At 73.3% G+C, this 18,794-nt stretch carries 19 protein-coding genes; 2 read left to right on the forward strand and 17 right to left on the reverse strand.

The window, feature by feature from the left end:
- Nucleotides 1-2: 2 nt before the first annotated feature.
- Nucleotides 3-881: an NmrA/HSCARG family protein gene (locus tag OG410_RS42070; protein WP_329297190.1), complete on the forward strand. Its 879-nt coding sequence runs from the start codon at nt 3-5 to the stop codon at nt 879-881.
- A 60-nt stretch (nt 882-941) separates the two neighbouring features.
- Here OG410_RS42070 and OG410_RS42075 read toward each other — a convergent pair whose 3' ends face one another.
- The 4 genes from OG410_RS42075 to OG410_RS42090 all read right to left on the reverse strand — a co-directional run bounded on the left by OG410_RS42075 (nt 942) and on the right by OG410_RS42090 (nt 4,255).
- Entirely contained in the window at nt 942-1,859 is a 918-nt protein-coding gene (locus OG410_RS42075; RefSeq protein WP_329297189.1) for an MBL fold metallo-hydrolase, read from the reverse strand.
- Nucleotides 1,856-2,299, reverse strand: coding sequence for an ester cyclase (locus tag OG410_RS42080; protein WP_329297188.1), 444 nt, complete (start codon nt 2,297-2,299; stop codon nt 1,856-1,858). Before OG410_RS42080 ends, OG410_RS42075 begins: the two co-directional genes overlap by 4 nt.
- Nucleotides 2,300-2,360: 61 nt before the next feature.
- A complete protein-coding gene (locus OG410_RS42085; RefSeq protein ID WP_329297187.1) occupies nt 2,361-3,398 on the reverse strand; it encodes a zinc-binding dehydrogenase in 1,038 nt (345 codons plus the stop codon).
- On the reverse strand, nt 3,395-4,255 hold the full coding sequence (locus OG410_RS42090) for an NAD(P)H-binding protein (protein ID WP_329297186.1): 861 nt from the start codon (nt 4,253-4,255) through the stop codon (nt 3,395-3,397). Before OG410_RS42090 ends, OG410_RS42085 begins: the two co-directional genes overlap by 4 nt.
- A 166-nt stretch (nt 4,256-4,421) precedes the next feature.
- On the opposite strand from OG410_RS42090, the gene OG410_RS42095 reads away from it, so the two are divergent.
- Nucleotides 4,422-5,015 (forward strand): hypothetical protein, encoded by a 594-nt coding sequence (locus OG410_RS42095; RefSeq protein ID WP_329297185.1) that lies wholly within the window; start codon nt 4,422-4,424, stop codon nt 5,013-5,015.
- A gap of 5 nt (nt 5,016-5,020) precedes the next feature.
- Here the strand turns inward: OG410_RS42095 and OG410_RS42100 are convergent, their stop codons facing one another.
- The 13 genes from OG410_RS42100 to OG410_RS42160 form a co-directional block, all read right to left on the reverse strand.
- Entirely contained in the window at nt 5,021-5,728 is a 708-nt protein-coding gene (locus OG410_RS42100) for an indole-3-glycerol-phosphate synthase (RefSeq protein ID WP_329297184.1), read from the reverse strand.
- Complete coding sequence (locus tag OG410_RS42105) at nt 5,725-6,393, reverse strand: phosphoribosylanthranilate isomerase (RefSeq protein ID WP_329297183.1); 669 nt, start codon at nt 6,391-6,393, stop codon at nt 5,725-5,727. The genes OG410_RS42100 and OG410_RS42105 overlap by 4 nt, the downstream gene beginning before the upstream one ends.
- Entirely contained in the window at nt 6,393-7,088 is a 696-nt protein-coding gene (locus OG410_RS42110; RefSeq protein WP_329297182.1) for a transglutaminase-like domain-containing protein, read from the reverse strand. Before OG410_RS42110 ends, OG410_RS42105 begins: the two co-directional genes overlap by 1 nt.
- A gap of 38 nt (nt 7,089-7,126) precedes the next feature.
- On the reverse strand, nt 7,127-8,266 hold the full coding sequence (locus tag OG410_RS42115) for an acyl-CoA dehydrogenase family protein (RefSeq protein ID WP_329297181.1): 1,140 nt from the start codon (nt 8,264-8,266) through the stop codon (nt 7,127-7,129).
- Complete coding sequence (locus OG410_RS42120; RefSeq protein ID WP_329297180.1) at nt 8,266-8,640, reverse strand: ectoine synthase; 375 nt, start codon at nt 8,638-8,640, stop codon at nt 8,266-8,268. Before OG410_RS42120 ends, OG410_RS42115 begins: the two co-directional genes overlap by 1 nt.
- Complete coding sequence (trpA, locus tag OG410_RS42125) at nt 8,637-9,722, reverse strand: tryptophan synthase subunit alpha (RefSeq protein ID WP_329297179.1); 1,086 nt, start codon at nt 9,720-9,722, stop codon at nt 8,637-8,639. Before trpA ends, OG410_RS42120 begins: the two co-directional genes overlap by 4 nt.
- Nucleotides 9,715-10,761: an anthranilate phosphoribosyltransferase gene (locus OG410_RS42130; protein WP_329297178.1), complete on the reverse strand. Its 1,047-nt coding sequence runs from the start codon at nt 10,759-10,761 to the stop codon at nt 9,715-9,717. The genes trpA and OG410_RS42130 overlap by 8 nt, the downstream gene beginning before the upstream one ends.
- Before the next feature lie 2 nt (nt 10,762-10,763).
- A complete protein-coding gene (locus OG410_RS42135; RefSeq protein WP_329297177.1) occupies nt 10,764-11,027 on the reverse strand; it encodes a phosphopantetheine-binding protein in 264 nt (87 codons plus the stop codon).
- A 1-nt stretch (nt 11,028) separates the two neighbouring features.
- Entirely contained in the window at nt 11,029-12,546 is a 1,518-nt protein-coding gene (locus tag OG410_RS42140; RefSeq protein ID WP_329297176.1) for an AMP-binding protein, read from the reverse strand.
- Nucleotides 12,547-12,698: 152 nt separating this feature from the next.
- The gene (locus OG410_RS42145; protein ID WP_329297175.1) at nt 12,699-13,997 is read right to left on the reverse strand and encodes an SWIM zinc finger family protein; all 1,299 of its coding nucleotides are present in this window, start codon (nt 13,995-13,997) and stop codon (nt 12,699-12,701) included.
- On the reverse strand, nt 13,997-16,825 hold the full coding sequence (locus OG410_RS42150; RefSeq protein WP_329297174.1) for a DEAD/DEAH box helicase: 2,829 nt from the start codon (nt 16,823-16,825) through the stop codon (nt 13,997-13,999). The genes OG410_RS42145 and OG410_RS42150 overlap by 1 nt, the downstream gene beginning before the upstream one ends.
- A 51-nt stretch (nt 16,826-16,876) precedes the next feature.
- Nucleotides 16,877-17,701: an ABC transporter permease gene (locus OG410_RS42155; RefSeq protein ID WP_329297173.1), complete on the reverse strand. Its 825-nt coding sequence runs from the start codon at nt 17,699-17,701 to the stop codon at nt 16,877-16,879.
- On the reverse strand, nt 17,698-18,714 hold the full coding sequence (locus OG410_RS42160) for an ATP-binding cassette domain-containing protein (protein WP_329297172.1): 1,017 nt from the start codon (nt 18,712-18,714) through the stop codon (nt 17,698-17,700). Before OG410_RS42160 ends, OG410_RS42155 begins: the two co-directional genes overlap by 4 nt.
- Between the last annotated feature and the right edge of the window lie 80 nt (nt 18,715-18,794).

Consider the following 18,794-nt stretch of genomic DNA (forward strand, 5'->3'; position numbering starts at 1 on the left):
ACATGACGACGAGCGAGGCGAACGGCACGGTCCTGGTGACCGGCGCGACCGGCCTGCAGGGCGGCGCCACCGCACGTGAACTGGTGCGACGCGGCTGGGACACGGCCGCGCTGGTGCGCAACCCGAAGTCCGACGCGGCCCGCGCGCTCGCCGGGCTCGGAGTGCGGCTGGTCACCGGCGACCTGGACGACGGGGCGTCGCTGCGCGCGGCCATGGAGGGCGTGCACGGAGTCTTCTCCGTGCAGACCTTCATGACGCCCGGGGGCCTGGGCGGCGAGGTCCGCCAGGGCCGGGCGGTGGCCCGGGCGGCGAAGGCCGCCGGGGTCGCGCACGTGGTGTACAGCTCGGTGGGAGGGGCCGAACGGCACAGCGGTGTCCCGCACTTCGACTCCAAGCGGCACATCGAGCGGTACCTGGAGGAGCTGGGCGTGCCGACGACGGTGCTGCGTCCGTCGTTCTTCATGGACAACTTCGCCGCGCACGGCCCGCAGAACGTCGACGGGACCCTGGTGGTGCAACTGGCGCTGAAGCCGGACACGCGGGTGCAGTTCATCGCCGTGGACGACATCGGACACTTCGCCGCACAGGCGTTCGACCACCCGCGGGAGTACCTGGGCCGGGCCGTCGAGCTGGCCGGCGACGAGCTGACGGCCACCGAGGTCGCCGAGGCGTTCGCCGCCCGCAGCGGGCTGCCGGCCCGCTTCGAGGAAGTGCCGCTCGACGCGGTGGCGGCCAGCCCGTACATCCCCAACGGCCCCGAGATCGCCCTCATGTTCGAGTGGTTCCAGGAGCACGGGTACCGTGCGGACATCGCCGCGCTGCGCGCGGAGCACCCGGGACTGCAGAGCTTCGCGGCGTATCTGAAGAGCATCGACGTGTGACCGCGCAGGGGTGAGGGGCGCAACCGCACCCGGCGGTTGCGCCCCTCACCCCTGCGCGGGTCATGCCCGGCAGGTCGGCAGCCTGCCGTGATACTGCGCCATCTCCGCGAACAGGGCCGGGATGTCCAGCCGCTCCCCGGGAGCCGCCCCGCGTTCCTCCGCGTAGGCCCGGTGCAGGTTCGGCACCAGCCGTTCCGCGTCCAACAGCCCGGCGAAGGGGCCGGGGCCGGTGGCACGGGCCAGCTCCAGCGGGCTCGATCCGTCCGCGACGCCCCTGCGCGCGAGGTCCCGCAGCCATCGCAAGTACGCCTCGTCGGCGTCGAACACCTCCGCGCCGCCGACCGGCCCGTGGCCGGGCACCACCACCAGCGGGTCCAGGCGGCGCAGACGGTCCAGGGCGGCCAGGGAACCGCTGACCGATCCCATCACGCAAAACGGCGTGACGCCGGACATCACCAGGTCACCGGCGAACAGCACACGCTGCTCGGGCAGCCACACCGCGGTGTCGTTGGTGGTGTGCGCGGCCGGGCCCAGATGCAGCAGCTCCACCCGCACCCCGCCGGCGTGCACGGTGAGCGCGTCGCGGTAGGTGATCTCGGGCAGCGCGATGTCGATGTCGCCCCAGCACACGTCCGGCCACAGGGACGTCAGATGCACTCCCGCGGCAGCCATGTCGCAGCGCGTCTGCTCGTGCGCGACGACCACGGCCTCCGGGAACAGATGGTTGCCGAAGGTGTGGTCGCCGTGGAAGTGCGTGTTGACCAGGGTGCGCGGCGGTGTGCCCGTACGGTGCAGCACCTGCTCGCGCAGCCGCCGCGCCCGGGCCTCGGTCGCCGCGGTGTCGACGAGCACATGCCTGCCCCCGTCGCCGACGACGAGGCCCGCGTTGTTCAGGCACCAGCCGCCGTCGGGCTGCACGAAGGCGTACACACCGTCGGCGACCTCGCTCAGCGCGGCCTGGAGAACGCCGGCGCTCACATCATGTCCGCGGGGACCAAGCCCAGTTCCTTGAGCATCGGCAGGTAGTTGAAGACGTCGTAGTGCTCGATGATCAGGCCCTCGTCGTCGAAGCGCAGCTCCTCGAGCATGAACCAGGTGACCTTCCTGCCGGTCGCGGCCCTGCCCATGAACTCGCCCAGGTGGGTTGCCGTCACGGTGATCCGCAGGATGACCCGGTCGCCCTCGGCGACGGCGCTCTTGACGTCCAGGTGGAGGTCGGGGAAGGCGGCGAGGCCGCCCTGCATCGCACCGGTCATCTGCCGGGTGTCGACGAGGCGGTCCTCGGAGAAGTGCCGGATGTCGGGGGACCAGTGCTTGATGATGCCGTCCAGCTCCCAGCGGTTCCAGGCGGCGGCACAGTCCAGCGCGATCTGCTTGTTGCGCTGCTGGACGGACTTCTCGGTCAGCGTCGTGGACATGCTGAATTCCTTTGCATGGTAAGGAAACTGAGGCTGAGGCTGAGGCGGAGGCTGAGGGTGGTCAGGGGGTCAGGACGTGCTTGCCGACGGAGCGCCCCTCCAGCAGCTGCCGCAGTGCGCCGCCCGCCCCGTCCAGCGGGTGGCGGCCCGCGATCGGGGGCTTCAGCACGCCCTCGGCGAGCAGCTCGTACAGAGCCTGCAGGGCGGCGTTGAAGTCGGCGCCCGGCTTGACGTAGTACATCGTCATCCGGCGGCCGCCGGTCAGCCCCAGCAGCCGGGCGAAAAAGCGCCGGCCGGTGCGCAGCAGTGCCGGGACGTGCGGGCGGAACCACTGCCCCGGCCGGTACCCGGCGACGGAGGAGTCGAAGGACACCAGCGTGCCGCCCTTGGCGAGCATCGCCCAGCTGTCGTCCAGTCCCCGGCCGCCGATGTGGTCGAAGACCGCCTCGACGCCCCCGGGCGCCAGGTCGCGCACCGCCGACGCCAGGTCGGGGGTGCGGTAGTCGAGGGGCTCGGCGCCCAGCGCCCGTACGGCCTCGTGCTTGGCCGGGGACGCGGTGCCGATGACGCGCAGTCCGCGGTGGACGGCGAGCCGGGCGAGCACCGTGCCCACCCCGCCACTGGCTCCGTGCACCAGGACGGTGTCGCCGGGAGCCAGTGCGGCCAGCCGGTCCAGCATCTGGTAGGCGGTCACGCCGTTGGTGACCAGCGCGACGGCCTCGGCGGCGTCCAGGCCCCCGGGCACCGGGGCGAGGTGCTTGGCGGGCGTCTCCACGTACTCCTGCCAGGCGCCGTACCGGGGCATGGCGGCGACGCGGTCGCCCACCCGCCACCCGGTGACGTCCTCGCCGACCTGGGTGATCCGCCCGACCAGGTCGTAGCCGGGAACGAAGGGAAAGCGCGGCGGGAAGGGGTGCAGGTGCCGGAGCATCTGCACCTCGGCGAACGACACGCCCGCCGCCTCGACACGGACCACGACCTTGCCGCGCCCCGCGGCGGGAACCGGCTCGTGCCCGGTGACGAGCTGCTTCTCGGGCTCGCCGCTGCCCGTCATGGTCACCCTCGCGCCCCTGAGCGCGGTCGTGGCGTCGATGCTCACGCGGCCACTTCCTCGGACACGGGGGCGAAATCGCCGGCGTGGTCGGCCGCCCACCGGGCGAAGGTCCGGGCGGGCACACCGGTGACACGCTCGACGGTGTCCACGGCCACGGGCGGGTTGACCGCGGCGTCGGCCAGATAACCGAGGACCATCTCCACCACCGGCGCGGGCATGGCCTGTCCCATCAGCTCGCGTGCCTGGTCGGGCGTGATCTCCACGAAGCGGATCTCCCGCCTCAGCGCCCCGGCGATCGCCCGCACCTGGTCGGCCTGGGTGATCGCCTCGGGCCCCGTGAGCACATACGCCCGGCCCGTGTGCCCGTCCTGAAGGAGCGCGGTCACCGCGACGGCGGCGACGTCCGCCTCGTGGACCAGGACGCGCGGGGCATCGCCGTACGGGGCGCGCACCACGCCCTCGGCGCGGATCGAAGGACCCCACTTCCACAGGACGTTGGCGGCGAACTCGTCGGGGCGTACGAAGGTCCAGTCGATGCCGGACTCCTCGACCGCACGCTCCACGACACGGTGGTACTCACCGCTGTGGTTGTCGCCCGACTCGTCCAGGACGGAGGAGGACGACAGCACGACGATCCGGCCCACCCCGGCGTCCTTGGCGGCGGCGACGACCTCGCGGGCCGTCTCGGGGACCGGGAAGAGATAGAGGCGCTCCACCCCGCGCAGGGCCGCGCGCACCGTGTCGGGACGGGTGAGGTCGCCCTCGAAGACGTCGACTCCCGCCGGCAGGCCCGCGGTGGCCGGGTTCCTCGTCAGCGCTCGCACCGGGACGCCCGCGGCCACGAGCCGCTCGACCACATGACGGCCGACCGATCCTGTTGCACCTGTCACCAGAACTGTCACGCCTGCTCCACGAGTTCGTTGGCCAGTGAGTCGTGCCCAGCCTCGGACGCACCGCTGGAGGATGCCCGGAGAGCCGGTCGACCGGTCTCCAGCGGGCCTCGAGCAGCGGACGGAACGATCGGATCCGCTGCCGACACCCCCCCCAGGACGAAAGAGAGGCCGCGTTTTGTCCGCTCCCTCCAGCGCTGTCAGGAACAAGAACACCGCCAGGAACGGCACCGGGAAGAAGAAGAGGAAATTCGAACTCGGCCGCAGGGGACGCAAGCTGACGCTGGCGATCCACGTCGTCACGTCCGTCGGCTGGGTCGGGCTGTCGCTGTCCATGGCCGTCCTTGCCGTCATGGGGCTGACCACCAAGGACGCGGCCGTCGCCAAGGGCGTCTATTACGCGATGTACGTGTTCGACGACACCAGCGTCACGGTGTTCAGCGTCACCGCGGCCGTCTCCGGCATCCTGCTGTCCTGCGGCACGGCCTGGGGCCTGCTGCTGCACTGGTGGATCATCGCCAAGTGGGCCATCACCCTGTTCATGACGGTCTTCGCCTGGTTCGTCATCCACCCGGTCGTCGTCAAGGCCACCGAGAACACCGCCGAGGCGGGCGGCGCCGCGCCGCGCCCCGGCCGGCCCGCCGACTTCCTGGTGTGGAGTGTGCCGCTGCTGTTCGCCCTGCTCACCGCCGCGGCGGTGATCTCCGTGTACAAGCCGTGGGGCCGCACGGCACGCGGCATCCGTGCCACCGGCCGGGCCCGTCGCGCCTGACCCCTTCAGGGCCGTCCGGCCTGTCGCCGGCCGGCCCGTGCCCTGTCCACGGCCGCGCACCACCGCTTCGGGTGCGACACGCGCAGCAGCCCCGTACCGACGAGCAGGCCCTCGAAGCCCGTGTCGAGCAGGCGTGCCGCGTCGAGGGGGTCGGTGATGCCGCTCGCGCTGACCGCGCAGCGGGCGCCGGTGCCCCGTACGACGGGCAGCAGGGCGGCGCTGCGCTCGAGGTCGCCGGGCAGCCGCTCACGGGTGGCGATGTCCTTGTTGTTGACGGCGACCACGCACGCGTCCGCCCGGGGCACCGCAGCCGCCTCGGCCGCGTCGGCGACCTCCACGAACGGGGTCAGCCCCAGCTCGAGCGCATGGTCCACCAGCCTCGCCAGGACGTCGGCGGGCAGCACCTTGACCGTCAACAGCACCGCCGAGGCGCCGAGTTCGCGGGTGCGCGCCAGCTGGCGCCGCGAGGTGACGAAGTCCTTGCGCAGCAGCGGCAGGCCGGTGCGCGCGGCGACCTGGCGCAGCAGATCCTCGCTGCCGCCGAACCAGCGGCCGGTGACCACCGAGATGCACGGCGCCCCGGCCTCCTCGTACGCGGCGACGACCTCGGCGACCGTTCGCGCCCCCATGAGGTCGGTGCCGCTCGCGTCCCGCCGCTTGACCTCCATGATCACGGGGCGGGCGGCCGCCGTCAGCGCCCGGGTGAACGTCACGGCGTCCTCCAGCCCTCGGCCACCGCCGCCGCGTTGCCCGCCGACAGCAGCCCGTCGGGGCCGCGCGCGGCGGAGTCCACGTCGATGCCCAGGAACCGGGGGTGGGCGACGGAGCCGGCGAACCGGTCGCGGTTGTCCGCCCGCAGCCCGCCCGCCAGCAGGAAAGGGCGTGTCATCCGGCCGGCCAGGCGCGTCACCGCGGCGTCGTCCAGACTCACCGCCGTACTGCCGGTCCGCCCGTCCGCGGTGACCGCGTCCAGCAGGAAGCAGTCCGTGCCGGCGCGTTCGTACGCGCCGATCAGCGTCGCCTCCACACAGGACTCGCCCCGCACGTGCAGGACCTTGACGATGCGTACCCCCTCGGGGACCAGTGCGCGCAGGGCGCGCACCGTCGCGGGCGGCTGGTAGCCGTGCAGCTGCACCCACGACGGTCCGCCGTCGGCGGTCAGCCGGGCCAGCGCCTTGGCGTCGGAGCCGAAGGTGACCAGCACCGCCTCCAGCCGGCCCGTCGCCCGTGCCTGGGCCGCCAGCTCGGCCAGCCGGGGCACGGACAGGTCGGCGGCCCCTCCCGCAACGCCGTGCCACAGCCCGACCAGATCCGCCCCCGCGTCGGCGACACCCCGCACCTCGGCGGCGGTCGTGGCACCGCAGAACTTGACCAGCACTATGCGGCCGCCTCCCGTACCAAAGACCCTTTCGCCAACCGCTCCCCGCCGGCGTCGAACAGCCGCGGGTGGGCGGCCCGCAGCTCGCCGATCACCCGCTCGTAGGGAAGGTCGTCGAACTCGCCGTGCTCGCGCAGGAACTCCATCTGACGCCGGCCCTGCAGGTCGAAGGGGTGATGGAGGCTGTCGGCCATGCCGTCGAAGTCCAGCGGTGCCATCCGGTACAGGCGGCACAGGGTTTTATTGAACACCGGGGTCGCCTTCGTCCAGCGTCCGTTCAGACGCAGCGCGGTCAGCCCGTGGTGGTGGAACACGTCCCCGCCCAGCAGCTGCTTGAGCCGCTCGGACGCCAGATGATTGCGGACGTCGGTCAGGACCAGGCGGGCCGGGATGCCGAGCGAGCGCAGAGCGGCCGCGTAGAGCACCGACTTGTGCAGGCACATGCCCGAGCCGGTGCGCACGACCCGGCTCGCGCGCAGCCCCGCACGGGAGAGATCCGCGCCGTACACCTCGTAGCGGATGCCGTCCCGCACGGCGTAGTACAGGGCCACCGCCCGCTCGGTGGGCGTGCGGGCGCCCGCCGGCAGCGCCTGGCGGACGAACGCGTGCACCTCGGGGCTGTCGTGGTCGATGAACTCGGTTGCCGCCAGGGCGGCTCGGGCACCGGATCCGGGGCTGGGCTGCAGGGGCGTCATGATGGCGGGTTCCGCTTCCGTCGGGTGTCGAGGGTGTCTCACAGGCCGAGCATCGAGGCGATGCGGTTGCGCTGGATCTCGGACGTACCGGAGTAGATGGTCCCGGCGACCGAGTTGCGCAGCTCCTTCTCGATGCCGTACTCGGCCATGTAGCCGTTGCCTCCGAAGATCTGCACGGCGGCGAGCGCCGAGGCCACGTTGGCCTCGCTGGTGAGGAGTTTGGCGATCGCGATGTCACGGGTGACGTTCTCGCCCGCGGCCAGCTTGCGGGCGGCCGAGTACAGCCAGTGCCGGGCTGTCTCCACCCCGATCTCCATGTCCACGATCCGGTGGGAGACGGCCTGGTAGGAGCCGATCGGCTGCCCGAACTGGGTACGGGTGCGGGCGTATTGCGCGCAGCGCTCGACCCGGTCGCGCATCTCCCCGGCGTTGACGACGAAGGAGCACAGGATCTCCCAGCGCATCACGTGGTCCAGGACGAGGAAGCCGCCGCCGGTGCGGCCCACGACCTGCGTGGCCGGGATGCGGCACCCGTCGAAGAACAGCTCGCACAGCGGGGAGGTGCGCAGGCCCATCTTCGCCACCGGCGGCCCGACGCTCAGGCCGGGCGTGTCACGGTCGACGAGGAACGCGGTCACGCTCAGCGGGCCGGGGCGGTCGCTGGTGCGGGCGTACACGGTGATGACATCGGCGACCGGGCCGTTGCTGACGAACGCCTTGCTGCCGGTCAGGACGAAGCCGTCGCCGTCCCGCTGGGCCCGGGTGCGCATCGCCAGCGCGTCCGAACCGCTGTCGGGCTCGCTGATCGCATGGGCGCCGATCAGGTCGCCGGAGCACAGCCCGGGCAGATAACGGTCCTTGAGCAGCTGTGAGCCGAACCGGTGCAGGGGGACGCCGGTGCTGACCAGATGGCTGCACACGGAGAAGTTCAGCCCCGCGTCGCGGCAGCCCAGGCCCAGCCCCTCCAGGACGTACATCGTGGTCAGCAGGTCCTGGCCGAGCCCGCCCCACCGCTCGTCGAAGGGCAGGCCCAGGATCCCCGTCGCGCGCAGCAGGTCCCACTGCGCGCGGGGGAAGGCGGCCTGGGCGTCACGCTCGAGATGTCCGCAGCTGAGCTTCTCCAGCAGGGGCGCCAGCCCCTCGCGCAGCCGCTGCTGGTCCTCGGTCCAGGTGATCATCAGTACTGGGAGAACCCGGACGAGTCGAGATCGTGGCGCTCGTCGCCGCGCAGCGCCGGGGTGAACATGCACACCAGGCGCAGGTCCTCCTGCGGAGAGGCGATCAGCCAGTGCGCGTCGTGCTGGTCCAGGGCGTACAGGGTGCCCGGCGTGATGGGGTGGGAGTCGCCGTTCATGTCGATGATCTCGCCGTTGCCCGCGATGCAGTAGCAGGCCTCCAGGTGACGGCGGTACTCCAGCCGTGACTTGGTCCCGGCCCGTACGATCGTGTCGGTGACGGTGTAGCCGAGGCCGTCGGACTCGGTGAGGAAGCGGCGGCTGAGGCCGTTGCCCCAGTCGACGCAGCGGACACTGTCGATGTTTCGCACGATCATGTGTGGCTTCCTCCAGTCGTACGGTGATGACGGTGGTGGGCGGCCGGGCCGCGCAGCCCGGCCACGAAGGAGGCGAACTCCCGCACGGGGTCGCGCCGTTCGGCCAGGGCCTGTTCGATACGGGCGACACCGGCGCTGCCCACGACGGCGGCGTCCGCGCCCAGCTTCTCCAGAGCGGCGATGTCGGCCCGGGTGCGGACACCGAAACCGACGGCGACCGGCACGCGGGTGGCGGCGCGCACCTCGGCGAGTGCCGCGGCGAGCCGGTCGTGGTCCGGGGCGGCGGTGGTGCCGCTGCGGCCGTAGTGGGCGACCAGGTAGAGGTAGGCGGAGGCGTGCTGTGCGGCCTCGGCCACCGTTGCCCGGCCGGAGACGGCGTAACAGGTGGTGACCAGCGGCAGGCCGGCCAGCTGTGCGGCCTCGTAGTGGGCGGCCCGCAGCCGGGGCGGCAGGCCGTGCAGCAGCAGCCCGTCGCAGCCCGCGTCGGCCAGGGCGCGGGCGAAGCCGCCCGGGTCGCGGCCCCTGACGGTGTGACTCCAGTCGGCGAGCAGGGCGATGCGCAGACGGCGCAGGGTGGGACGTATGGCTGTCACCGCGTCGAGCACGGCGTCGAGGGTGACACCGCTCGCCAGTGCGCGGTCCGCGCTGCGGCGGACGACCGGGCCGTCGGTGACGGAGCCGGGGAAGGGGACGGCCAGTTCGAGGCAGTCGACGTCACTGTCGTCGAGCATCGCGGCGAGGTCCGCCAGGATGTCGAGCGGCGGGTCGCCCGCGTTGACGAACACGGCGAGTCCCGGGCGGCCCGGACGGCGGCGCGCGAAGAACTCGCCCGTGTCGGCCGGTGCGTGGGGGTGTGCGTCCCCGGGAACTCTGCCCCGGGCTCCCCGGCCCTCACCCGCCGGCCGGCCGTCTCCGTCCGGCCCGCAAGCCGGGCGACGCTCCCCAGGCCTTTCGGGCGAAGGCCCCACCGGCGCGGCGGACCCGGCGCTCCGGCAGGACGCCAGGGACAAGGACGCCACTCCGGGCACAGCGTCCGGAGCCAGGCCCGACACCGGGACCGTGGGCAGGAGTCGCTCAGGCATGAGCCGCCTCCCGCGTGCGCAGCCGGTCGACCAACGACAGCGCCGCGCCGTCGTGCAGCGTGGAGCGGGCGGCGCGCAGTGCCTCGTGCCAGTCGCCGGTGAGCCGGCCCGCCACCGCCAGGGCGGCCGCGTTGAGGCAGACGGTTTCGGTGGCGGCGGGGGTGCCGCGTCCGGCGAGGACCTCCAGGAAGAGATCCACGGCGTCCTGCACACCGCCTCCCCCGGGACGGCTCAGATCCGCCAGCCGGCCCGGCCCCAGGCCCAGCGCGGCGGGCCGCAGGGTGAACTCGTCCTCGGCGCCGTCCTCGTAGCACCGCACCCGGTTGGCGGTGAACGCCAGCAGCTCGTCGGCGCCGGCGTCGTTGTCGGCCAGCCACACCGTCCGGCCCGTGGCACGCGAGACGTGCGCGGCCGCCTGCCGCAGCCCCTCGAGCGCCTCCGGGCGGGACACCCCGCTCACCTGGGCGCGCACCGCCACGTCGGCGAGCAGGGGGCCGAGCGTGTTGACGATCGACCCCAGCCGCCGCATGTCCAGCGGCACGACGGCCCGGGCGAGCAACGCGATCTCCGCGGGGTACACGAAGTACCCGGCGAAGGCGACGCCGCAGCGCTCCAGGGTGTCCTGGGTCTGCTCGTACGACGTCGTCGCCGCGATGCCGAGCCGCTCGAGCAGGTCCAGGGAGCCGCAGCTGCCGGTGTAGGCGCGAGAGCCGGTCTTGACGACCCGGACGCCCATCGCCGCCGCCACGAAGGCGGCCGCCGTGGAGATGTTGAAGGTACGCGGCCCGCCCCCGGTGCCGACGATGTTCACGGCATCCGCGAACGCGTCCGCCGGGCGCAGGGGCCTGCGCTCGGCCAGCGAGTCCAGCAACGCGCACAGCGTGACCGGGTCCGGCATCCGGGTCGACAGCGAGGCGAGCAGGGCCGTGGCCTCACCCCGGCGCAGGTCACCGGCGTGCAGCTGGTCCCAGAACGACCGCCACACCGGCAGCTGAACGGGACGGTCCCGGCCGATGAGCGCGACGACGGCCTCGTGCATGACTACTCGGCCCCCACGTGCTCGCGCGGCGCGTCGGTGAGGAACGCGGCGATCGCCGCGACGGAGGTGAAGGACTCGGGGTCGAGGTCCACGGCATCGGTGTCGACGCCGTAGCGGTCCTCCAGCCAGGCGATCACCTTGAGCAGCCCGAGGCTGTCGATGACGCCGTTCGCCATCAGGTCGAGGTCGTCGGCGAGGTCGTCCGCGGGCACGTCCGGCAGGAACTCCCTGAGGACGAACTCCTTGACGGCCTGGGCGTAGTCCATGTCAGTTCTCCTTGGTGAAGTGGGCCGAAGCGACCAGGTCGCGGTCGACCTTGCCGGTGGAAGTCCTGGGCAGCGGGTCGTCGACGATCCGCAGGCCCGACGGAACCGCCGCCCGGGGGAGCCGGCGGGCCAGATGCCCGCGCAGCGTCAGGCTGGTGAGGCCGGAGCCCGGTGCACGCCGTACCAGCGCGTGCAGCAGCCGTCCGGCGACCGGGTCGGGCAGGGCCAGGACGGCCGCCTCGGTGACCTCGTGGTGGCCGAGCAGGACGTGCTCCACCTCCTGGGCGTTGACCCGCACCCCGCGCACCTTGACCTGCGCGTCGGTGCGGCCCTCGAGGGTGAGGGAGCCGTCCGTGTGCCGGCGCACCAGGTCGCCGCTGCGGAAGTAGCGCCGGCCGTCGTCGCGTGCCGGATGCGGTACGAACGCCTGCGCGGCGGCCGCCGGGCCCAGGTAGCCGCGGGTCTGGAAGGCGGTGGAGACGAGCAGTTCGCCGGCGCCGGGCCCGGCCAGTACCGTGCCCTCGTCCGTGACGACGAGCGCACCGGCGCCGGGCAGCGGCCGGCCCAGCGGCAGCGGGCCGCCGCCCGCCGCGTCTTTCGCGCTCACCTCGTACACGAAGCTGTCATTGGTCTCGGTGCACCCGTAGATGCTGTGCAGCCGGGCGCCGGGCAGCAGGCCCGGCAGCCGGGCGAGCAGCGGCCCGGGCATGGCGTCACCGGTGAACATGGCGTGCCGTACGGCGGGCAGGACCACCCCGGCGGTGTCCGCTGCGTCGGCGAGCAGCCGGAAGAACATGGGTACGGCCTGGACGACCCGGACCTGATGCCGGGTCAGCAGATTCAGCAGGCGGGGACCGTCCAGGGCGTGGTCGGCCTCGACGAGGACGGCCCGGCCGCCGTGCGCGAGGGTGGCCCACACGTCGAGCAGACACAGGTCGAAGTTGAGCGGCGCGTAGTTGAGGACCGTGGTGCCCGGGCCGATGCCGAAGGCGTCGGCGGCCCAGCCGGTGAAGGCGTCCAGTGCCGCCACGTCCAGCGGGACGATCTTCGGGGTTCCGGTGGAGCCGGAGGTGGTGAGCAGCAGGGCGGGCCGGCCGGTGGGCGGCGCGGGAGGCCGCGGGGTGCTCGCCCCGCGCGCAGGGGGACCGTCGTCGGGCCGCAGCGCCTTTTGTACGCCGGCCTGCTCGTGCAGCAGGCCGACGGCGTCCCGGCCGAGCGTGGCGGCCGCCAGCAGCACCGGCCGGCGCTCCAGCAGACAGGCCAGGACCAGGGCGATGGTGGCGGGCGACTTCACGGCGGGCACGGCGATGGGTGCGTCGCCCGGCAGGTGCGCCAGGCGGGCCCGCTCGTGCTCCGCGCTGCGCAGCAGCGCTCCGTAGCCGATCTCCTCGTCCCGCCACACCAGTGCGGTCGCGTGCGGGGTTCGCCGCGCCTGTTCCAGGACACCGCCGAGGAGGGTGCGACGGTGTGCCGCGACGTGTCCGGGCGCGACCTGCGTCCTGCCTGCGCTGCCGTTCAAGTTCCCTCCCCCTGATCCCGTTTCGCACCGTGCGGTGGTCTTCGGTCCCGATCGTGCGGGGGTGGTCTGGAGGATTGATCGAGTCACGGTGCACCTGCAGCACCAGGGCCCCGTCACCGGTGGCGGTGACGGGGCCCTGGTCCCTGTGCCGTTCAGTCGTCGGTGAGGTCCACGAGGGCGTCCGAGGGGTCGCCGTGCGGCGCTCCGGCCGGCCACCACGCGTCCGCCCGGCGGCGATAGGGGTACCAGCGGCCGTCGCGGCCCAGGCGCAGCTGGATGTCCTGGCCGGCCGGTGTCCAGTGGTTGCCCTGGACCTGAAGCTCCGGCAGTTCGTCCGCCTCCCAGCCCGCCGAGAGCGCCGCGCGTGCCCGGGCGGTCTCCTGGGCGGACGGCGACCAGGCGCGCTCCAGCACCTCCAGCCCCGCCGCCCCGCCGGTGCGCCAGGCCTCGGCCGCGCGGTCCAGCTCCTCGGACGGTCTGCCGCAGGCCTGCCGCAGCCGCGCCGCAACCCTTGGATCCGGATGGGTGGCCGCGATGCGTACGGTGTCCTGCCACAGGCCGAGCTCGGGCGCGGGCGCGTCGGTCAGGCCCCGGGCGTACGCGAGCAGCGACCTGGCGCGTACGGCCGCGTCGGCGACCAGCTGCTCCAGCGGGTCGGCCTCGATGCCGGTGACCGGCTCACCGGCACCGGCCGGGGCGGGAGGCAGCGACGGCAGTCCGGGCAGCGGCGACGCCTCCCGCGACCAGGCGGACAGCGGGTCCACGCCGGGCAACGGGCCCTTCTGCAGGGTGACTTCCGCGTCCGTCCCGTCCGCGTCCTCGCCGTCCTCGCCATCCTCTTCGTCCTCTTCGTCCCCGCCCGTCATGGCCCGCAGCAGCAGCTCCGACTTCAGCTCCTCCACGGCCTCTCCGGCGCCCCTGCCCCGCACCAGCAGCAGCAGCCACGGGTCCGTGTCCAGGTGCCACGACAGCTGGTAGCACAGGGCCGTGGCATGCGGGCACGGATGGTCCAGGGCGTCGCAGTCGCAGTCGGCGTCCAGGTCCCCGTACCCGGGCAGCAGCCGCAGCCGGGCGTCCTCCACCGCCTCCAGGAGGTCCTCGGGCAGCTCACCGGCCAGCAGCGACTCCGTCACGGCGGGCCGGTCCGCGGTCTTGTCCCACAGCAGTTCCCACTCCTGGTCGTCCAGCTCCCGCAGGGTGATCACGGTCGTGTACGCCTCGTCGCCGCCGTAGACCTGCGCCGTGATCCGTCCCGGGCCGACCGCGATCGGCCCGATCCGTCCGGTGCGGGAGAAGGCCCGGCCCTGCTTCAGCGGCTCCTCCTCCGGCCAGGTGTCCTCGACGGCCTGCGTGAAGGATCCGGCCCAGAACGACTGGCCGCGGGCACGGCCGCCCTTGCGGGCGGGGAAGGCGGGAAAGCCCCGGGCGCCGCTGTCCTTGCTCGCGGCCATCACTCGCTCCTCAGCTCGACCAGGCCGGCCAGTTCGTCGTTGGTCAGTTCCGTCAGTGCCTGCTCGCCCGCCCCGAGCACCGAGTCCGCGAGCTCCTTCTTCGACTCCAGCAGGGCGGCGATGCGGTCCTCGACGGTGCCTTCGGCGATCAGCCGGTGCACCTGGACGGGCCTGGTCTGGCCGATCCGGTACGCGCGGTCCGTGGCCTGCGCCTCCACCGCCGGGTTCCACCAGCGGTCGTAGTGCACGACGTGTTCGGCCCGGGTCAGGTTCAGGCCTGTACCGGCCGCCTTCAGCGACAACAGGAAGACCGGCACCTCCCCGTCCTGGAAGCGCTGGACGAGCTCCTCGCGCTTGGGCACGGGCGTGCCGCCGTGCAGCAGCTGGGCGGGCACCCCGCGTTCGCGCAGGTGCCGCTCCAGCAGCCGGGCCATGACGACGTACTGCGTGAACACGAGCACGGCGCCGTCCTCGGCGATGATCGTGCCGAGGAGTTCGTCGAGCAGCTCCAGCTTCCCGGAGCGCCCCGTGAGCACCGTGCCCTCCTCCTTGAGGAACTGGGCGGGGTGGTTGCAGATCTGCTTCAGGCCGGTGAGCAGTTTCAGGACCAGGCCGCTGCGGGCGATGCCCTCGCTGCCGCGGATCTGCGCCATCACCTGCCGCACCTGCCCGTGGTACAGCGCCGACTGCTCGGCGGTCAGCGCGACCGGCCGGTCCGTCTCGGTCTTGGGCGGCAGTTCCGGCGCGATGCCCGGGTCGGACTTGCGGCGGCGCAGCAGGAACGGGCGCACGAGAGTGGCCAGGCGCTGTGCCGTGGGCCGTTCCCCAGCGCCCTCGGTGCGCTCCGCCTCGATCGGCGCCATCCAGCGCCGGCGGAACTCGCCGTATCCGCCGAGCAGTCCGGGCGTCGTCCAGTCCAGGACCGCCCACAGCTCGGAGAGGCTGTTCTCGACGGGCGTGCCGGTGAGCGCGATCTTCGCGTCGGCGGGGATCAGCCGCAGCGCCCTGGCGGTGCTGGAGTGCGGGTTCTTGACGTGCTGGGCCTCGTCGGCGACGACCATGCCCCAGCGGTGCCCGGCGAGCCGGTCGGCGTCGAGGCGCATCGTGCCGTACGTCGTCAGGACGAATCCCTCCCCGGCGCCGTCCAGGGTGCGGCCCGTGCCGTGGTAGCGGCGTACGGCCGTGCCGGGCGCGAACCGGCCCACCTCGCGCTGCCAGTTGCCCAGCAGGGAGGCCGGGCAGACGACCAGGGTCGGCCCGCTGCTGTCCTCGTGTTCCTGGCGCAGCAGATGCAGCGCGATCAGCTGGACGGTCTTGCCCAGGCCCATGTCGTCGGCGAGGCAGCCGCCCAGCCCCAGCGAGGTCATCCGGTCCAGCCAGCGCAGGCCGCGCAGCTGGTAGTCGCGCAGGGTGGCGGCGAGCGCGGCGGGCCGGCGCAGGGGTTCGGCGCCGCCGTCCGGATCGGCGAGGTGGGCACGCAGCGCCAGCAGCCAGGGGGTGGGCTCCACCGGCACCTGTTCCTTGCCGGCCCGCGCGTATCCGGTCAGGGCGACGGCGAGCGCCTCGATCGCGGTGAGCGTGCCCACCTCCGGCTCGCGGGCCTTGCGGGCCAGGTCGGCACCGGCCAGGATCCAGCCGCCCCGCAGCCGTACGGCGGGACGGCCCGCGGCGGCCTCGGCCCTCTCCTGGTCCGTCAACGGGTCGCCGTCCAGGCAGAGCTGCCAGCGCAGGTCCACGGTGCCGTCGCCGCCGAAGAACGAACGCAGGTCGGCCGGCGGCGCGAGGCCGGCGCCGACGACGGCCCGGGCGGTCAGCGAGCGGCCGGCGTCCCCGGGCCACAGCACGTCGATGCCGTGAGCGCGCAGCCGGCCGGCCGCGCCGCCCAGCAGATCGGTCACGTCCTGGTCGGACAACTCCATGGCGTGCGGCACGGGCAACAGCCGCTGAAGCGGCTTCCACACGTCCGCGGCCCGGCGCACGGCCAGCACGGTGTCGGCCTGGGCCCGCGGACCCAGCGCGTGATCGGCGCTCGCGAACAGCTCGTCCGCGTCGAGCGCGAGGGTGGGGTCGGCCAGGCTGTGGGCGCGGGGGACCAGGCGCAGGCAGGGGGCGATGCCGCCGTCCTCGCTCCCGCCGGTGAGCTCCACCCGCAGGCTGACGCGGACTCCCGAGTCCAGGCCCGCCGAGATCTCCTCGGCCCAGGCCCGCAGCTGGGGCACGAGCTGGGGCTCCGCCGCCGCGAACGCCGCCCGGCCGGTGGCCGCCGGGGCCGCCGGGGTGCGCGGCAGGGTGTCGGCGACGGCGTCCAGGAACGCCCGTACCAGGCCCTCCGGTTCGGCCATCCGCACCGCCGTGTCAGCCGTGCCCGGCAGGACGCCGGCGTACGCCTCGGGCGGCGCGGCAGCGGCGAGCGCGCGCACCCGTTGCACGTCGTCCAGGTCCAGTGGGCCGATCCGCCAGGCGTCGTAGCCGCCCGGCGTGACACCCGGCAGCAGCCGCTCCCGGGCCGCCAGGTGCAGGGCGATCGCGGCCGCGCCTGCCCAGAACGCGGCGGCCCGATGGACCCCCGCCCCCGGCCGGGCCGCGCGGGCCAGCACCGGCAGCGCGTCGCCGACCGACAGCCGCACGGCCGCGACGGTGCGCAGGACCGGGGCACCGCCCTCGACGGTGACCACGTCCACGGCGTCCCCCGCCCCGGCCACCGGATCGGGCGGACCGCCCGGCGGGTCCCAGAACACCACCGTGCCGGAGCGGGGCGGGTCGGCCGCCTCGAAGAGCACCGCACACCGCGTGAGGTCGTCGGCCCGAACGCCCGTCGTCACTGCCATGTCCCTCTGGATTCCCCTTCGTACATCCGGTCCCGTCCGATGTGGTCGCTCTCAGCTGCCGAGCCGCTGGTAGCGTCGCACGGACAGAGGGAAGAAAACGGCAAAAATGATCACCGGCCACACCACACCCATGACAATGGCCTGATCCGTCGCCCATGTCCCGGTGTCCCAGCCCGGGTTGCCGAACAGCCGCCGCGCGGCCGTCACCGTCGCCGACAGCGGATTCCACTCGGAGACCGCGGCGAGCCAGCCCGGCATCGTGTCCGGCGACACGAAGGCGTTCGACAGGAACCCCAGCGGCCACACCAGGGTCTGCACGGCGGTGACGGCGGCCGGGTCCGTGAAGACCAGCCCCAGGTAGATGCCCACCCACAGCAGGGCGAAGCGCAGCAGCAGGAGCAGGCCGACGGCTGCCAGCGCCCGGCCGAACCCCTCGTTCGCGCGCCAGCCGACGGCCAGGCCGCACAGGATCATCACGGCAAGCCCGAGGACCGAGTTGAGCATGTCGGCGATGCTGCGTCCGCTCACCACCGCCGCCGCGGACGTGGGCATCGCCCGGAACCGGTCGGTGACCCCCTTGGCGGCGTCGCTGATCACGGCCAGCATCGTCACCTCGATGCCGAAGACCATCGTCATGGCGAACATGCCCGGTACCAGGAACTCGCGATAGCTGCCCCCGCCGGGAACCTGCATCGCCCCGCCGAACAGATATCCGAACATCAGCACCATCATGATCGGGAAGAGCAGGCCGATGACGACGGGGGCGGGATTGCGGGCCCAGTGGGCCAGCGAACGCCCGGTCAGCACCCAGGAGTCGGACAGGGCCCAGCGGGCACCGCCCGTGCCGGTTTCGGACTGCGGGACTGCGGTGCTCACACCGTCACCTCTTCGTTCTCGGTCCCGCTCGGGCTCTGGTTCCTGTCCGTGCCGGTCAGGTGCAGGAAGACCTCGTCCAGCGTGGGGCGGCGCAGCGCGATGTCCTCGGCCACGACACCCGCCTCGCCCAGTGCCCGCACGATCTCGGACAGGGCGGCGACCCGGTCCGAGACCGGGGCACCCACCCGCCGGTTCTCCACGTCGGTGTCGGGGTCCCGGCCCGTGATGCGGGCCAGCACCCCGGCCGCGGCGGCGATCTCACCGGCGCCGCGGACCGTGACGTCGATCCGGTCGCCGCCGATCGCCGACTTCAGCTCGTCGGGCGTGCCCTCGGCGATCACCCGCCCGCCCGCACCGCCCGGCGAGGCGATCACCGAGATCCTGTCCGCGAGCTGGTCCGCCTCGTCCAGGTACTGCGTGGTCAGCAGGACCGTCGTGCCGTCCTGGACCAGGGAACGCACCGCCGCCCACACCTCGTTGCGGCTGCGCGGGTCCAGGCCCGTCGTCGGCTCGTCGAGGAAGAGCACCCGCGGCGCGAGAATGAGACTGGCCGCCAGGTCGAGGCGCCGGCGCATACCGCCCGAGTAGTCCTTGACCTGCTTGGCACCCGTGCCGGCGAGCCCGAACTGCTCCAGCAGCGTGTCCGCGCGCGCACCGGCCGCGCGCTTTCCCAGGTGGTACAGCCGCCCGAACATCACCAGGTTCTGGCGGCCGCTGAGGACCTCGTCGACCGCGGCGTACTGGCCGAGCAGCCCGATCCGCGCCCGCACCTTCGCGCTGTCGCGGACCACGTCGAAGCCGGCCACCTCCGCCCGGCCCTCATCCAGCCTGGCCAGCGTGGACAGGATGCGTACCGCGGTCGTCTTGCCGGCGCCGTTGGGCCCGAGCAGACCGTGCACCGTGCCCTCGGGCACCCGCAGACCGAACCCCCTCAGGGCCGGGGCGTCGCCGTACCGTTTGCACAGGTTCTCGGCGAGGATCGCGTACCCGGATCCCACGGATGGCCTCGTCATGGATGTCCCTTTCCCCGGTGTGCGACAGGTCCGAGCAGTCTTCGGCCGGCCGCTCGGTCCGCCTTCGAGCCCGGCTCGAG

It is taken from the genome of Streptomyces sp. NBC_00659 (genome assembly GCF_036226925.1).
Lineage (GTDB): Bacteria > Actinomycetota > Actinomycetes > Streptomycetales > Streptomycetaceae > Streptomyces.

Excerpts from the sequence above, each read along its gene's own strand:
- OG410_RS42070 (WP_329297190.1), top strand. The coding sequence starts at position 3 with ATGACGACGAGCGAGGCGAACGGCACGGTCCTGGTGACCGGCGCGACC.
- OG410_RS42080 (WP_329297188.1), bottom strand. The coding sequence starts at position 2,299 with ATGTCCACGACGCTGACCGAGAAGTCCGTCCAGCAGCGCAACAAGCAG.
- OG410_RS42110 (WP_329297182.1), bottom strand. The coding sequence starts at position 7,088 with ATGACGCCCCTGCAGCCCAGCCCCGGATCCGGTGCCCGAGCCGCCCTG.
- OG410_RS42115 (WP_329297181.1), bottom strand. The coding sequence starts at position 8,266 with ATGATCACCTGGACCGAGGACCAGCAGCGGCTGCGCGAGGGGCTGGCG.
- OG410_RS42120 (WP_329297180.1), bottom strand. The coding sequence starts at position 8,640 with ATGATCGTGCGAAACATCGACAGTGTCCGCTGCGTCGACTGGGGCAAC.
- trpA (WP_329297179.1), bottom strand. The coding sequence starts at position 9,722 with ATGCCTGAGCGACTCCTGCCCACGGTCCCGGTGTCGGGCCTGGCTCCG.
- OG410_RS42130 (WP_329297178.1), bottom strand. The coding sequence starts at position 10,761 with ATGCACGAGGCCGTCGTCGCGCTCATCGGCCGGGACCGTCCCGTTCAG.
- OG410_RS42135 (WP_329297177.1), bottom strand. The coding sequence starts at position 11,027 with ATGGACTACGCCCAGGCCGTCAAGGAGTTCGTCCTCAGGGAGTTCCTG.
- OG410_RS42145 (WP_329297175.1), bottom strand. The coding sequence starts at position 13,997 with ATGGCCGCGAGCAAGGACAGCGGCGCCCGGGGCTTTCCCGCCTTCCCC.
- OG410_RS42150 (WP_329297174.1), bottom strand. The coding sequence starts at position 16,825 with ATGGCAGTGACGACGGGCGTTCGGGCCGACGACCTCACGCGGTGTGCG.
- OG410_RS42160 (WP_329297172.1), bottom strand. The coding sequence starts at position 18,714 with ATGACGAGGCCATCCGTGGGATCCGGGTACGCGATCCTCGCCGAGAAC.